General features: G+C 57.2%; 10 protein-coding genes and 3 pseudogenes. 1 reads left to right on the forward strand and 12 read right to left on the reverse strand.

The window, feature by feature from the left end; genetic code table 11:
* Window positions 1-52 precede the first annotated feature (52 nt).
* The 8 genes and pseudogenes from PRJ_RS14260 to PRJ_RS29845 form a co-directional block, all read right to left on the reverse strand.
* The gene (locus PRJ_RS14260) at window positions 53-826 is read right to left on the reverse strand and encodes an IclR family transcriptional regulator (RefSeq protein WP_004576295.1); all 774 of its coding nucleotides are present in this window, start codon (window positions 824-826) and stop codon (window positions 53-55) included.
* A gap of 64 nt (window positions 827-890) precedes the next feature.
* Entirely contained in the window at window positions 891-2,348 is a 1,458-nt protein-coding gene (locus PRJ_RS14265) for an amidase (protein WP_104961760.1), read from the reverse strand.
* Window positions 2,345-3,655, reverse strand: coding sequence for a citrate-proton symporter (locus PRJ_RS14270; protein WP_104961761.1), 1,311 nt, complete (start codon window positions 3,653-3,655; stop codon window positions 2,345-2,347). Before PRJ_RS14270 ends, PRJ_RS14265 begins: the two co-directional genes overlap by 4 nt.
* A gap of 83 nt (window positions 3,656-3,738) precedes the next feature.
* Window positions 3,739-4,914, reverse strand: coding sequence for a M20 aminoacylase family protein (locus PRJ_RS14275; protein ID WP_104961762.1), 1,176 nt, complete (start codon window positions 4,912-4,914; stop codon window positions 3,739-3,741).
* A 171-nt stretch (window positions 4,915-5,085) separates the two neighbouring features.
* Window positions 5,086-5,282, reverse strand: a pseudogene (locus tag PRJ_RS30700) (sugar-binding protein); the annotation flags it as partial.
* A gap of 288 nt (window positions 5,283-5,570) precedes the next feature.
* On the reverse strand, window positions 5,571-6,236 hold the full coding sequence (locus PRJ_RS14285) for a hypothetical protein (protein WP_019750525.1): 666 nt from the start codon (window positions 6,234-6,236) through the stop codon (window positions 5,571-5,573).
* A 413-nt stretch (window positions 6,237-6,649) separates the two neighbouring features.
* Window positions 6,650-9,110, reverse strand: a pseudogene (locus tag PRJ_RS14290) (RHS repeat-associated core domain-containing protein); the annotation flags it as partial.
* Window positions 9,111-9,309: 199 nt separating this feature from the next.
* On the reverse strand, window positions 9,310-9,588 hold the full coding sequence (locus PRJ_RS29845) for a hypothetical protein (RefSeq protein ID WP_158682564.1): 279 nt from the start codon (window positions 9,586-9,588) through the stop codon (window positions 9,310-9,312).
* A gap of 37 nt (window positions 9,589-9,625) precedes the next feature.
* On the opposite strand from PRJ_RS29845, the gene PRJ_RS14295 reads away from it, so the two are divergent.
* Window positions 9,626-10,776 (forward strand): IS3 family transposase gene (locus PRJ_RS14295; RefSeq protein WP_104960814.1). Its coding sequence is split into 2 segments (ribosomal slippage): window positions 9,626-9,860 and window positions 9,860-10,776, totalling 1,152 coding nucleotides; the frame shifts between segments, so codons are not numbered across the junction.
* An 81-nt stretch (window positions 10,777-10,857) separates the two neighbouring features.
* Here the strand turns inward: PRJ_RS14295 and PRJ_RS14300 are convergent.
* The 4 genes and pseudogenes from PRJ_RS14300 to PRJ_RS14315 all read right to left on the reverse strand — a co-directional run.
* Window positions 10,858-12,903 (reverse strand): annotated as a pseudogene (locus tag PRJ_RS14300) (RHS repeat-associated core domain-containing protein); the annotation flags it as partial.
* A gap of 227 nt (window positions 12,904-13,130) precedes the next feature.
* A complete protein-coding gene (locus PRJ_RS29850; protein ID WP_147429975.1) occupies window positions 13,131-13,853 on the reverse strand; it encodes a hypothetical protein in 723 nt (240 codons plus the stop codon).
* A 7-nt stretch (window positions 13,854-13,860) separates the two neighbouring features.
* On the reverse strand, window positions 13,861-15,069 hold the full coding sequence (locus PRJ_RS14310) for a PAAR domain-containing protein (RefSeq protein ID WP_104961763.1): 1,209 nt from the start codon (window positions 15,067-15,069) through the stop codon (window positions 13,861-13,863).
* Window positions 15,066-15,659: a DcrB-related protein gene (locus PRJ_RS14315; protein WP_088512118.1), complete on the reverse strand. Its 594-nt coding sequence runs from the start codon at window positions 15,657-15,659 to the stop codon at window positions 15,066-15,068. Before PRJ_RS14315 ends, PRJ_RS14310 begins: the two co-directional genes overlap by 4 nt.
* Between the last annotated feature and the right edge of the window lie 4 nt (window positions 15,660-15,663).

Here is a 15,663-nt window from a genome sequence, read left to right on the forward strand (position 1 = left end):
TGGCAATGCACGCGTCTGTGGCTTGCCCGCGAAGAAACCCGTGCAGGAAACATCAAACAGCCAACGCCCGCTGCACTTCCCCCACAGTGGTCGCCAAACTGCTCAGGTGCAGGCTCGACACCCGTTCCACCGGCGCCTGATCCAGCGGCCATTGCAAGGCAATGCTGCCGACCAGGCGCCCTTCGGCATGTACCGGCAAGGCAATGGCGCGGATCAGGAACGGCAGGCGCACCGGGTATTCCCAGTAGCCTTCGGTGCGCTGACCAAAGCCCTTGTGCGCTTGTTCTTCGATATCGCGTAACAACCCGTCGTCACCCAGCCGCTCATGGGCCGCCAGGCGCTGCACTTCGTCCACCGCCAGCTCCCCCAGGCACGCCCGCCCCATCGCCGAATGAAACAGGCTGGCATGCTGCCCAACGATCTGACTGGTGAGCGGATAGCGCTTGCGCAGCACCTGGGGAATGGCGCTTTCCATCACCTCCAGCCGCTGGCCGTCGAAACACGACAGGTCAGCGACCAGCCCGGTGCGCTCACTCAGTTCCAGCAGCATGGGCGCTGCGCTTTCCACCAGGCGCCGCTTGAAACGCAACTGGCGGTCACCGAACAGGCGTCGCGCGCACAGCCGGTAGCGCCGGTCGGCAAGGCCGCGGTACACCCAGCCTTGCGCCTGCAAGGTGGCGATCATGCGCGACACCGTGGCCTTGGGCAGCGCCGTCAGGTAGTGCAGTTCTTCCAGGCCCAACGCCTGGTGTTCGCCCAGCAGGTCGACAATGGCCAGCGCCCGCTCCACCGAACGCACGCCGCCGCTGTCTGCCGTGATGCCCATGGGTATGACCTCCTTGTAGCGGGATGGTCAGGATAGCCAGCAAGATCCGCGCCTGCCCATGCTTTCATGGCGCAAGCAGGCGTTGTGGCGGGCAGCGCACCACCCAGCGGGTGAGCTGTTCGTGGGCATACGCCAGCTGCAGCACGCCATGGTCGGCCTGCGCCGGGCCTATGATTTGCAGGCCCATGGGCAACCCGGCGGCATTGAACCCCACCGGCACGCTGATGCTCGGCAAACCGGCCAGGGTCGGCCCGATCACCACTTCCATCCAGCGGTGGTAGGTGTCCATTGCCCGCCCCCCGACCACCGTCGGCCATGGCTGGCGTGCATCGAAAGGGAACACCTGGGCCGAGGGCAACAGCAGAAAGTCGTAACGCTCGAACAGCTTGCCCATGGCGCGGTACCAGTCGCTGCGGTCCAACGAAGCCTGGTACAGCGCCGCCGCACTCAGCTGCAAGCCACCTTCCACCTCCCACTGTGCTTCGGGCTTGAGCAATGCGCGCTTGCCAGGGTCGGCATAGACTGCGCCGAGGTTGCCATGCACCAGGAAGTGGCGGTGGGTCAGCCAGCATTGCCACAAGCGCGCCAGGTCGAATGCCGGCTGGCAGGCCTCGACCCGGCAGCCCAGCTCGGCAAAGTCGGCCAGCGCCGACTCGCACAGGCTCATTACCCCGTCATCCATCGGCAGATAGCCGTTGTAGTCGCCCAGCCAGCCCACCCGTACACCGCGAAAATCGCGCGGCAAGCCAACGGCAAAATCGCGCCGGCCTTCGCTTAGCGACAGCGGCGCCCGGGCATCAACACCCGCCTGTATCGACAGCAGCCGCGCCACGTCGACCACACTGCGGCCCATCGGCCCTTCTGTGGCCAGCTGCTGCACGAACAGCTCGGGCGCCGGCCCATGCGGCACGCGGCCCTGCGATGGGCGCAGGCCGAACAGGTTATTGAACGCCGCCGGGTTGCGCAGCGAGCCCATCATGTCGCTGCCGTCGGCCACCGGCAGCAAGCGCATGGCCAGCGCCGCTGCAGCCCCACCGCTGCTGCCACCCGCCACCCGCGACGGGTCGTAGGCGTTGGTGGTGGTGCCAAACAAGGGGTTGTAGCTTTGCGAGCCCAGGCCAAACTCGGGCACATTGCTCTTGCCCATGATCAATGCCCCGCTCGCCCGCACCCGCGCCACGCTGATCGCATCCTGCTCGGGTACCTGCTCGACAAACAGCGGCGAGCCGAGCGTGGTACGCAGCCCTGCCGTGGCGGCGAGGTCCTTGATTGCCTGTGGCATGCCATGCATCCAGCCGCGCGAATGACCACAGGCCAGTTCGCGGTCACGCGTCTCGGCCTCGGCCAGCAGCACTTCGGCCGGGCGCAGCGAGACCAGTGCATTGACCTGCCGATTGAAGCGCTCGACATGCCCCAGGTAGGCCTGCATCACCTCCCGGCATGACAACTGGCGGGCATGGATGGCCTGGGACAGTGCCTCGGCATCGAGGGCAACAATGGGGTCGATGGCTAGCGGCTTCACGGTTTTACTCCAAGGTTGAAGGCGGCAGGCTTGACTGCCCGCGGTGCTTCTTTCAGGCAATAGGTGCCCAGCAATGTCAGCACGCAGGCAAACAGCACGTAGAACGCCGGCGCCACTGGGGTGCCGAGCACCTGGGTGAGCCAGGTCACGATCAACGGGGCAAAGCCACCGAACACCATCACCGCCACGTTGTAGGCCACCGACACGCCGGTGGAACGCACCTGGACCGGGAACTGTTCGGCCAGGGCAGTAGGTGCCGGGCCGAAGAAACCACCGATGGCCGTGCACAACAGCAGTTGCATGACCAACAGGCGCTCCAGGGAAGGCGCAGCGGCCACCCACACATACAGTGGGTAGACCATCACGAAGAACGCCAGGGTGAAGGCCATCAGCACCGGGCGCCGCCCCAGCCGGTCAGACAGCGCCCCGGACAACGGAATCACGAGGGTCATCAGCCCCACGGCAAGCATCTGCACCAGCAGCACCTGGTCCAGCGGCAGGCCTAGGCTTTTGTGGGCGAAGGTCGGCATGTTCACCAGCACCACGTAGAACGATACCGTCGCGCCGCAGGCCAACCCCATCGACACCAGCAGGCTGCGCCGGTGTTCACGCAGCACCTGCCACAGGCCGGGCGACTGGCCCTTGGCATGGCGACGCGCCTCGACAAACGCCTCAGGCTCCTCCATATGCTTGCGAATCCACAGCCCGACCGGCCCGATCAGCAGGCCCAGCACGAACGGGATGCGCCAGCCCCAGCTGTCCAGCGCCTCAGGCGAGCACAGGTGGGTAACCAACGCCACCATTGCCGCCCCGGAAAACACCGCCAGGCACTGCCCTACCAATTGCCACGAACCATACAGGCCCTTGCGGTGGGCAGGCGCGCTTTCCACCAGAAATGCCGTGGCGCTGGCGTATTCACCACCGGTGGCAAAGCCCTGCAGCATGCGCGCCACCACGATCAGCAGCGGCGCAGCCATGCCGATGGCCAGGTAGTCGGGCGCGAAAGCGATCATGGCGATGGACACGGTCATCAGGCGGATGATCATCTGCATGGCCGCCTTGCGGCCCTTGCGGTCGGAATACATGCCCAGCAGCACGCCGCCCACAGGGCGCATGAAAAAACCGACGCCGAAGGTGGCAAGGGCCATCAGCAGCGAGGCGTACTCGTCGTCGGACGGGAAGAACTGCCGGGCGATGATGCTGGCCAGAAAGCCATACACGATAAAGTCATACCATTCCAGGGCGTTGCCGATAACGGCGGCCACCACTTGCCGGGTACGCGACACGCCGGTGCTCGAAGTCTGCATAGGGAACACTCCACACAATGATTGGGTGATCGCCCAGGCGCAATCGCGCCCGGGTTCCAGCGGCAGTGGTCAAAAAGGGACAATCAGGCAGGTGCCAACCAGCGCTCTGCCAGCGCGCCCCAATAGGCGGCGCCGGTCAGCAGGATGTCGTCGTTGAAGTCGTAGGCCGGGTTGTGCACCATCGGCCGCGATACACCATTGCCGATGAACAGGTAGGCCCCCGGGCAGCGCTGCAGCATCCAGGCGAAGTCTTCGCTGCCCATCAGCTTGCGGGTGTTGCCATCCACCGCCTGGGCGCCCAGCAACTCGACCCCTACCTGGGTGGCGAAGGCGTTCTCAGCGGCATGGTTGACCAGCACCGGGTAGGCCGGGCGGTGCTCGATGCTGGCACGGCAGCCAAAGCTCTCGGCCTGACTGACGATGATTGCCCGCACCCGCTCAAGGGCCTGCGCCCGCACCTCGGCGTTCAGCGCGCGCAGGCTAAGGCGCAACAGCGCCTGTTGCGGGATCACGTTGGCCGCTTCGCCGGCCTGCAACGCGCCGACGGTGACCACTGCCGCCTCCTGCGCATCGATATTGCGCGCCACCACGGTTTGCAGTGCCATCACCACACTGGCGGCCGCCACCAGCGGGTCGACGGCTAGGTGCGGCATCGAGCCATGGCCACCCACCCCGTCCAGGGTCACCGTCAGCAGGTCTTGCGAAGCCATCATCGGCCCTTCACGAAACCCCAGGTGCCCGGCCGGCAGCCCTGGCATGTTGTGCATGCCGAATAGCGCATCACATGGGAAGCGCTCCAACAGGCCGTCGGCCAGCATCGCCTCGGCACCGCCCTGGCCCTCCTCGGCCGGCTGGAAGATCAGTGTCAGCGTGCCGTCGAACTGCCGGGTTGCCGCCAGGTAGCGCGCGGCGCCAAGCAGCATGGTGGTGTGCCCGTCATGACCACAGGCGTGCATGCATCCTGGGTGCTGGCTGCTGTATGCCGCGCCCGTTGCTTCGTGGATGGGCAGCGCGTCCATGTCGGCGCGCAGGCCCAGCCGGCGGGGGCTGCTGCCATTGCGCAGCACGCCGACCACGCCGGTCTTGCCGATACCGGTGTGCACTTCATAGCCCCATGCCTCCAGCAGTCGGGCGACCAATGCCGAGGTGCGGCTTTCTTCAAAGCCCAGTTCCGGGTGAGCGTGGATATCGTGACGGATCGCGTGCAGGTCGCTGGCCACGTCGGCGAGCCAGGCCTGGATATGCTGATGTCGGGACATGTGGAGTCTCCTCGCGCGGGTGGTTTCCCGTTCTTGTTGTTCGCCTTCAGGTCACGACAGGTGAGGCAGGTCGTGCTTGGCTCACAGATAAGCGCGAGTGACGCGGGATCACAAACGAATGTGGTTCCGCCCAGCGGAACCAGTCGGGGGGAGAAGCGGAATGGGTGTGGAGCTGGAGTCGTAGGTAAAGCTGTACGTGGCGTTGTTTTCGTTGAATAGTGCGGTCAGGCGGCCTTGTCGTACTCGTAGCGAACCCGCTGGCCCTTGGCATCCTGGCGGCTGCTCGGCAGGCCGCGGGCGGTGCGCATCAGGCGGGTGGTCTGGCCCTTGCCGTCGGTGTGGCTGAGCACCTGACCGTAGACGTTGTGGAAACACTAGCGGCTGTCGATTTCGCCCGAGAAGCGAAGCATCCCTTTAAAAAGCGAATGAACAAAGTCGGCACCCGCTTCTGCTTTAATGATGTTAAAGATCGTTCGCTGGGAACCAAAGGCCCCTGCCAAAAAATCACTATTCCCGCATCTAAAAATAAGCGCCAGATGCATCAACACGACAGAAACTAAACTTAAAATTCATGCACCCTACATTCACCCGTATATGCCAAGCAAGCAGAAAAACACTAAAATCACTACGCACGCATCAAAACTACTTTCCAAACATCAATCGTCTTCAAAGAGCTCCTTGACGTCTTCATCTCCCATCTGCTCGTATGGAGGCAACCCTGTAGAATCGTCTTCCGATATTTTTTGCTCATTCTCATTAACATCTATGCTTTTCAAGTCATATGGAGCAGTTCCGAACACAAATCTCAGCCCGTCCACTTTTTCATCATTTTCCCCTTTCGCATTACCAACCACACACCACTCCCCCTCCCCCATTTCCAATAACGAAAAAGTATCCAATATAGCCGGGAATTTTTTAATTTTATTTATGACAGATAGACCTTCACTGGGCGAAGCAGCTGTTTCAGAGTAAATTTCAGATACATAACCTAACTCAATCTTCTTTATCAGTCTCGCAAACCCATATAATTTCTCATCAATCTTGAAGGCAACAACATCACCTGCAGAGTACTTGACAGCTTTATTTTTGCGCACTAGAACATCCTCATGATTAGCTGAATTGGTTTGCAGTTCGTGAAACAAGCCGGGACCATTAACTTTGAGAGATAATTCAATCATATACCGTACCTCATCAATCGTCGGCCGCCGCCCTAAAGATTCGAGATATATTTCCTGCAGCTCCTCCAACAGATTCCCAATCCGATCCAAGGGAATATCGCCAATAATCAATTCAGTTTGGTTCGGTGCATTCCACCACCCCATCGTTAAAACTCCTCAGCAGGCTATGGAACTCGACATTGATTTTTTTCCGCCGAGATTTGATGTTTTTTCATTGAAGCTATTTTCAAAGTACTGCTGGCGAGTTGCGGATCTCATTTTACTCTGATGGTCGTACGAATTAATCTTATTACCTCTATTGGTGTCAGATATAGCCTCACCTACAACACCAGTTTTGGTGCCGTGATGCTCGATGTAAGCTTGTTCGTAGCCTCGCGCCTGCCCGTAGGTGACATTACGATCAAGGACCTTCATCTTTCCACCATTCAGTCTGCCACTAGCAACATGCTCACCGCGGCGCCTGGTTACGTTATCGGTGATTCCAATGTAGTAAGGATCTTTAGCCCCTTTATCAAAAAGTGCGTAAACAAAATAGCCGGGTGCAGTTTCTGCCACCCATCCTAAAGGGTCGACCCAAGCAACAGGACTGGGGGCATAGAAGTAGAGATTAAATCCACCGTCGATTCCAATTGGGTCCTGAGAAATATACCTCCCACCTGTAGAGTCATAATAACGGAAGGTATTGTAGTGCAAAGTCGATTCTTCATCCAAGTACTGGCCCTGGAACCGAAGGTTCTGCTCGACCTCACCGATAACCAGTTGCTCTAACGCTCCCCACGAACGATATGTCGCCTGCCAAACGATTTTGCCGTCACTGTCCGTCAACTCCAACGGCGTACCAATCTGGTCAGTATGGAAGTAATAGACCTTCTGCCCTTCCCCTTCAACCTGATCAACCCGCGCCAACGGCGCATAGCTACCCGGCTCGTACAGGTACAAGATGCTCTTCGCAGGCGATTCCTCCCGCAGCATCCTTAGCCCTTGCCAGAGAAAGCGCTTCTGCTCGACCTCGCCATTGATTTCAGCCTGCTTGGCTATTCGCCTCCCCAAGCTGTCGTAACGATACTCGCCTCGGCTTTCCAGTTTGCCATTGACCAACGTCTCCGCCCGCACCAGCCGGTTCTCGCAGTCATAGCTAAAGCTCTGCAGCTTGCTGTGCCCAGAGCGCTTCTCGATCAGGTTGCCCCACGGATCGTAGCGGTACTCCTGATCGCGCCACTGTTTGATCCGATTGTCCTTGACCTTGTCGAACTGCCGCGCATTGAAGTCCAGGCGGTTGGCTGCCGGGTCGTAGCGGAATTCCTCGCTGCCGATCAACGAGCCGGTATCACGACTGCGCAACTGGCCGTTGGCTTCGTATTCGTACTTGATCTCGCCGCGTAGCTTGTCGAGGGTACGCACCAGTTCACCCGCCGGGTCGTACTGATAACGGCGGTGGATCGGGTTGTAGGCGTGCTCGACCAGCAACGAGGTATTGATGCCGGTGTTGTGCACCTGCGAAAGCTTGTCGGCCGGCAAGGTCGAGGCAAACTGCCACGCCTTGCGCCCCATGGCGTCATAACCGAAGCAACTGGTGAGCTTGCCTTGGGTCCGGTACACCTCGCGGTGCAGGTCATCGCGCTCCATGTCGCTGATCACCTGGCCGTCCAGGTTCAGCTGGTGCAGGTGGCCGCTGCCGTAATACAGGTGATTGACCTTGCGCCCATCCGGCAGGGTCAGCGTGGTCAGGTTGCTGAGCGGGTCGTACTCGTAGCCAAGCGTGCCGTCAGGGGTGATTTCTTTGGTCAGACGGCCGAGCAGATCGTAGGTGTATTCCAGCTTTTCTTCCGTGATCCCAAGCTGCTTGCCGATCCCGGTCGGTTGCCGCTCGATGCTCAGCAACCGGTCACCGTCGTCATAGGTGAATCGCTGTTGTGCGTCGCTATTCAGTTTGGCGACCAAACGGCCAATGGCATCACGCTCGAACAGCGTATGGCGCTCCGGCCGCTCGGCATTTTCGCCATAGCCAATCTCATCCAGTCGTGTGAGATGGCCACCGACGTTGTAGCTGAACCGCCGGGTCAGGTTATCCACCCGCACTTCTTCGCTCAGCCGGTCCGAAGCGTCGTAGGCAAAGCTGTACGTGGCGTTGTTCTCGTTGACCAGCGCGGTCAGGCGAATGGCCTTGTCGTACTCATAGCGAACCCGCTGGCCCTTGGCATCCTGGCGGCTGCTCGGCAGGCCGCGGGCGGTGCGCATCAGGCGAGTGGTCTGGCCCTTGCCGTCGGTGTGGCTGAGCACCTGACCGTAGACGTTGTAGGTGAAGCTTTCCGTGGTGCCGTCCGGGTGGCTGATGCGCAGCACTTCACCGTCGGGCTTGCGCGCCAGCGTGGTGGTCTGGTTCAGCGCGTCTGTTACCGCGACCAGGTGCTGGCGCTCGTCATAGCGGTAGTACGTACTCTTGCCCGAGCAGTCCTGGTAGCGCTCGACCTGGGCCAGGGTGTTCCACCACAGGTACTTGGACTTGTAGGTCGCATCGATGATGGTGTGCGGCAGGCCGTCATCGCTGTTCAGGTACTCGGTCATCTGGCCGAGGGCATCGAATTCGGCGAGCAGGTTGCCCTTGTCATCGTAGCGCGCTCGCCAAGTGCTGCCATCCGGGTAGCTGACCTGGGTCACCAGCGTGGTCAGGTGGTGATATTCGTAGGTGGTCTTGCGGCCCAGCGGGTCGGTCTCTTCGAGTAGGCGGGAGAATTCGTCGTACTTGAATTGCAGGCGGTTACCGTCCGGCAAGGTCAGGCCAACCATATTGCCGTGTTCGTCCAGCTCGATGGCGTAGCGCTCGCCGCCATAATCACGGCTGGCGACCACGCGGTGGTCAGCGTTGTACTGCACTTCCAGCTCGCGGCCGAGCACGTCGGTGGCCCAGCTGGTGCGGCTATCGAGGTCGTAGCGGAAGTGGTAGTGCTCGCCGTCGCTGGTCCAGTGTTCGACCACGCGCGGTTTGCCGCTGAGGGTTTGCCAGCGGTAGTGGCCACCTTCGGTGCAGACCTGTGGCAGTGCTGCCAAAGAGGTGGCGCCCTTCCTATGAAAGACGCAATTTCTGAATTGACTATTTAAAGAGACATCGGGGCTTTCGCCCCGAAATATTACCTAATATGTTATTAAAGAACTACGGACACCTGCAAAATACAACATTAGCAAATTCAAACAAAACCAACCATAGCGACAGTCAGCGCTACCCAAGACCTGTCAACTTGATTATTTGATCAGTATATTTTTTTGCATTTGGGATTCTACACAATTTAATATATTCCAGCAGACACTCACGACCAGACATCGCCAATGCAAACTCAATAAGATTGGTCAACAAAAAACCTTGTGAATATTTCCCAGCCGAAAGAGTTTTACTTCTTTCATCGCCAGAAGGCTCTGCGCCAACGGGGTACTCTTCCTCATCCTCCTCATCTGAAAGCGCTTGGAACTTACAGTGAATCGCCCCTGGTTTCCTAGACACCTCCAAGCCTCATAATGAGGCCCAAATAGGAGGTGCCATGAGTCGTCAGCGTTACCCTGAAGAATTCAAGATCGAAGCGGTCAAGCAAGTCACCGAGAAAGGCAAGCCCGTCGCCGATGTTGCCCAGCGCCTGGGCATGTCCGTGCACAGCCTTTATGCCTGGATCAAGGTCTACAGCAAGCCCCAAGAGCAGCGTCAGCAAGACGACGATCAGCAGGCCGAACTGCGCAAGCTGCGCGCTGAACTCAAGCGCGTGACGGAAGAGCGAGACATCTTAAAAAAGGCCGCCGCGTACTTTGCCAAGGAGTGCGGTTAAAGTACGCCTTCATCAAGAAGCACTCGACTGATTACCCGGTGCGGCGCCTTTGCCAAACCCTCAAGGTGCACCCCAGCGGCTACTACGCCTGGCTGGCCGAGCCTCAATCTGCCCGAGCAAAAGAAGATCAACGTCTGCTTGGCTTGATCAAACACGCTTGGCTAGAAAGCGGAGGCGTATACGGCTACCGCAAAATTCACGATGACCTACGTGAGCTAGGAGAGGAATGCGGACGAAATCGAGTCGGGCGCTTGATGCAGGCGGAGGGGCTGCGTTCGCAAACGGGCTATCGGCGGCGTCCAGGGTTTTACGGTGGTAAACCAACAGTGGCCTCGCCCAACCACCTCGCGCGGCAGTTCAATGTCAGTGAACCGAACAAGGTCTGGGTGACAGATATCACTTACATCCGCACCTATGAAGGATGGCTCTACCTGGCGGTAGTGCTGGATCTGTTCTCACGCCAAGTAATTGGTTGGTCAATGAAGCCAAGGATGTGCAGCGACCTCGCTATCGACGCAATGTTGATGGCTGTGTGGCGACGCAAGCCACAGCAGCAAGTGATGATTCACTCAGATCAGGGTAGTCAGTTCAGTAGCTCAGATTGGCAAAGCTTCTTGAAGGCTAACAATGTAATCAGCAGCATGAGCCGGCGGGGAAACTGCCACGACAATGCCGTAGCCGAGAGCTTTTTCCAGCTTTTGAAGCGGGAGCGAATCCGACGAAAGATCTACACAACCCGTGAAGAAGCCCGAAGTGATATTTTCGATTACATCGAGATGTTCTATAACCCTAAACGCCGACACAGCAGTGCTATGCAGCTGTCTCCAGTAGAGTATGAGAAACGCTATTTCCTGAGCTTGGAGAGTGTCTAGGAAACCAGGGGCGATTCACCGCAAGTAACTCCCTATAAGCAGACGACCCAACTAGATTCTCCGCCAATGAACCGCCATTGATTACCATACATCAACTCCTTTAATTACTCTAATCAAGTCAGACCCTACATGCCTAAACTGGTCGACAGCCTCATGCTCCCACGGAGTAAGCGCGAGCAAATTTGACGAATCATGTACACCCGCCCCACCCACTCGCTGAGGAATATCATTATGACGAAGTTCTAATGCATACTCTCTAATTGATATTTTATCGGTCTTGCGCGAAATCACCTCAACTGTCTTTTTGGGCGCTTTCCCCTCAGCCATACGCACAAGGTTTGTGGGTGAGTAGGCACGAGTAGGTGCTTTGGCCTCAGCTTTCCAATAGTTTTTTCGAGCAGTACTCCAACACTCCCATCCCCACGGGTCGATCCACCCTGCCGGATTCTGACCATAGCGATAAAGATTTAGCCCGCCATCTAAACCAATAGGGTCCTGAGTGACATAACGCCCCACTTCAGAATAATAATATCGGAAGGTATTATAGTGCAGCCCTGTTTCAGCATCAAAGTACTGACCTTGGAAGCGCAGATTCTGATCGACCTCTTTGATCGACAAAGTTTCTATCGTGCCCCAAGAGCGATACGTCGCCTGCCAAACGATCTCACCCTCGCTGTCCGTCAGCTCCAGCGGCGTCCCAATCTGGTCAGTATGGAAGTAATAGACCTTCTGCCCTTCCCCTTCAACCCGATCAACCCGCGCCAACGGCGCATAGCTACCCGGCTCGTACAGGTACAAGATGCTCTTCGCAGGCGATTCCTCCCGCAGCATCCTTAGCCCTTGCCAGAGAAAGCGCTTCTGCTCGACCTCGCCATTGATTTCAGCCTGCTTGGCTATTCGCCTCCCCAAGCTGTCGTAACGATACTCGCCTCGGCTTTCCAGTTTGCCATTGACCAACGTCTCCGCCCGCACCAGCCGGTTCTCGCAGTCATAGCTAAAGCTCTGCAGCTTGCTGTGCCCCGAGCGCTTCTCGATCAGGTTGCCCCACGGGTCGTAGCGGTACTCCTGATCCCGCCACTGTTTGATCCGGTTGTCCTTGACCTTGTCGAACTGCCGCGCATTGAAGTCCAGGCGGTTGGCTGCCGGGTCGTAGCGGAATTCCTCGCTGCCGATCAACGAGCCGGTATCACGACTGCGCAACTGGCCGTTGGCTTCGTACTCGTACTTGATCTCGCCGCGTAGCTTGTCGAGGGTACGCACCAGTTCACCAGCTGGGTCGTACTGATAACGGCGGTGGATCGGGTTGTAGGCGTGCTCTACCAGCAACGAGGTATTCACACCGGTGTTGTGCACTTGCGAGAGCTTGTCGGCCGGCAAGGTCGAGGCAAACTGCCAGGCCTTGCGCCCCATGGCGTCATAACCGAAGCAACTGGTGAGCTTGCCTTGGGTGCGGTACACCTCACGGTGCAGGTCATCGCGCTCCATGTCACTGATGACCTGGCCGTCCAGGTTCAACTGGTGCAGGTGGCCGCTGCCGTAGTACAGGTGATTGACCTTGCGCCCATCCGGCAGGGTCAGCGTGGTCAGGTTGCTGAGCGGGTCGTACTCGTAGGCTAGCGTCCCATCGGGGGTGATTTCTTGGGTCAGCCGGCCGAGCAGATCGTAGGTGTATTCCAGCTTTTCTTCCGTGATCCCAAGCTGCTTGCCGATCCCGGTCGGTTGCCGCTCGATGATCAGCAACCGGTCACCGTCGTCATAGGTGAATCGCTGTTGTGCGTCGCTATTCAGTTTGGCGACCAAACGGCCAATGACATCACGCTCGAACAGCGTATGGCGCTCCGGCCGCTCGGCATTTTCGCCATAGCCAATCTCATCCAGTCGTGTGAGATGACCACCGACGTTGTAGCTGAAACGCCGGGTCAGGTTATCCACCCGCACTTCTTCGCTCAGCCGGTCCGAAGTGTCGTAGGCAAAGCTGTACGTGGCGTTGTTCTCGTTGACCAGCGCGGTCAGGCGAATGGCCTTGTCGTACTCGTAGCGAACCCGTTGGCCCTTGCCGTCGGTGTGGCTGAGCACCTGGCCGTGGACGTTGTAGGTGAAGGTTTCCGTGGTGCCGTCGGGGTGGCTGGGCTAGACGCCATGCTGTCCAACATAGGTGTATAGCACGGGCCGCCTTCGGCCAGTTCGATTTCGATGCTGACGTGCTGGCCCAGTATGGATTTGAGCGGTACGAAGGAGTCACTAGCGATCTGGCAAGCTCGGTGTTGGAGCAAAATAAAATATACGACCGCCTCAAAGCCAGCGGTCGTTGCTTAGGGTATGCCGTTTAGCGAGCGAAACTCTACCTAACAGTTTCAATTTCCAGCGAAAACAAAATCGTGCACTGCCTCGACCAATCGAGAGTGAGTGAGCACCTGCTCATCTTTCCGATTGCGAATCAGAGTGAATACTTCTTTTTTTGGTGAAAGGACCTCCACCACACCCCCTCTGTAGTTCGTTATCTCAATAAACCCACTAACCACACCATTGAGGCTCTCTATCTCTGACAGCAGAGTAGGGTACTTCATCAGCACGCCTGCTTCATCTGTACCTGCTTCGGTCCCGGGATTGTCAAAATATACTTTAATTTTAGGGCAAACGTTTCTATCCCAACGAAAGACCGGAATGCTTCGCCGAATCATCTCTTTAAATTCAGCCTCAGACTCTCCTCCCGAAAACTCACATCGATGGATCGGAATACAAAGAAATAGATTATCTCGCTTAGATTCCAGTCGTCCTTTCAGGCTGCCATGATATGTATTGGGCACTACCAACGCATGAGTAAACCCATATTTATTTTGCGAAATATTGAAAATAATAACTTCGCCCTGATCCAAAGAGCGAGGCGCTTGCTCAACAACCTCCACCGAAAATGCCCTGTCACTTAAGCCTTCAGATATAACCAGCAGGTCTTTCTCATCTGAGCTTTTCAAGCAATATTCGTAAACCACCTTGGGAAGCTTATGCTGAAAAAAATAGCAACCAGCGAATTCATCTACACTAGAAAAGGATTGCAACAAATCATTTTTTGAAAACATACATGCCTCACTCATAGTCGGGCCCTACATCCTGCCTATACCTTACGCCTTCCGCAGCCATTCTAGCACCATCGGAACTATTTGCAGAGCGTAGTCGAATACTCATATTGTCCGTATCATTATAAAAATCATTTCGTGAAGCACGAGCAGAATTATAGCCTTGTTCGTTCCAGTGTTCAACGACTGGCTTATTGTGCTCTATTGTAATTCTCGGATCGTTCCTATGAACGACATCCATGTCAGCCGTTAGAACTTTTCCTGCATCTGGCCCATCTTGAATGGTATTAGCATCCAAAACTTTTTCCCTAACGCCTGCGCGATACCCGCTTGGATATTGAGACTTTCGATTATATTGAACGGGAGTCTCACTGGACTTTACAAACCTGCCATCAGCACCCCGTATTGGTGGACTATCAACGGAGACCTTCTTTGGCACCACCTTGACATTGCCAAGATTAGAACCTAGGCCCTGCACCTTGATTTCATATCGCGCATCGAACGCTTTCCCACCTTTAGCACCAATACCGCCTCCAAGTAGGGCACCACCAAACGCCATCAGCTTCTGGCCATCAGAGCCCTCACCAAATAGCTCACCGCCAGCCCAATGCCCGGCCATTCCGCCAGCAATACCACCTGCCAACCCCGCCATCACCAACACTGGACTTGCCAGTACAAAAGCACTAGCCAGCCCCAACGCCATCACCGAACGCTCAAGCCAAATAGGAACTTCCGGGTCAATTGCATCAGTCGTCGCTGTCCCCCCTCCTATACACACATTAGGGGAACCAGCACTTATTTTTGCATCACAAACTGTCCGGTCACCTACCCGTGCCGCAGGCTGCCCGTTGATATAAACCGAGTCACTACCCTGGGCCAATATCTTAGGCCCCCCTGGATGATCCGAACACTCGGCATTATCCAGATGAGCCCTCGCAGCAGGCTTCCCATTTATATAAACGTTACTTGAGCCTGATCGTATTTGCCCTGTTTCACTACAAGCGAAAGATAGGCTACCAATCAGTTGACCGATTCCAGCGCCAGTAGCTGCTCCCGCGCCAACCATCGCGGCTAGCGCTACAGCCCCAAGCCCGCCGGTCCCGATAACGGCAATACCTATGAGTACCGCGCCTGCACCAATTGCTAAGCCAGCAAGCAATCCACCTAAAGCGCTGGAGTGCTCGATTGGATCATCTAATCTCGCAGCAGCCGCAGTCATGCTGATTCGGCCTGTTCAGCATCCCCCTCGTTCGCGGGCAGATAGCGCAGTTGAAGACTTTCAACCAACGTATCGAAAGCACTACGCTCCTCCGCCGTCATGCCTTTGGGACTGTTGCTCGTACCAGTAATTTGCATGAGCAAAGGCCGCTTGTACTCATCCTGATGCAGAAAAATCAGCTGTACTTGATGAACCGGTTGGCCTTGTTGTCGCCAACGAAACTCGACACGTCGGGCCTCCAATCCAGCTACCTCTACCGGGGAAACCGGCTCGATCCACTGAACATGGGACAACGTCTTTTTCAACTCACCAAGCAGTTGTTGCGCAAGCGTCTCCAAGTCCGTACCCGGTTCCACTGGCGAACGCCCCACGACGAACGAGAACGGGCTAGGTCCGATGTCCGTCAGCGTGAAGACGTGAAACGTCTTGTCTTTTAAATTTTCTGGACGAACGAAACTCAATTCATTTGTAAGAAAACGCTCTGGTGGAGGGGGCTCCGCATTGCGAGCCTCCTCTTCTAGACGCTCACGCTCAAGGCATTCTTCGCGTTCGCGCCGTTCAGATAATCGGTCGTAGATGTTTCTACGCATGGGA

This window comes from Pseudomonas sp. XWY-1 (assembly GCF_002953115.1).
GTDB classification, from domain to species: Bacteria; Pseudomonadota; Gammaproteobacteria; order Pseudomonadales; family Pseudomonadaceae; genus Aquipseudomonas; species Aquipseudomonas alloputida.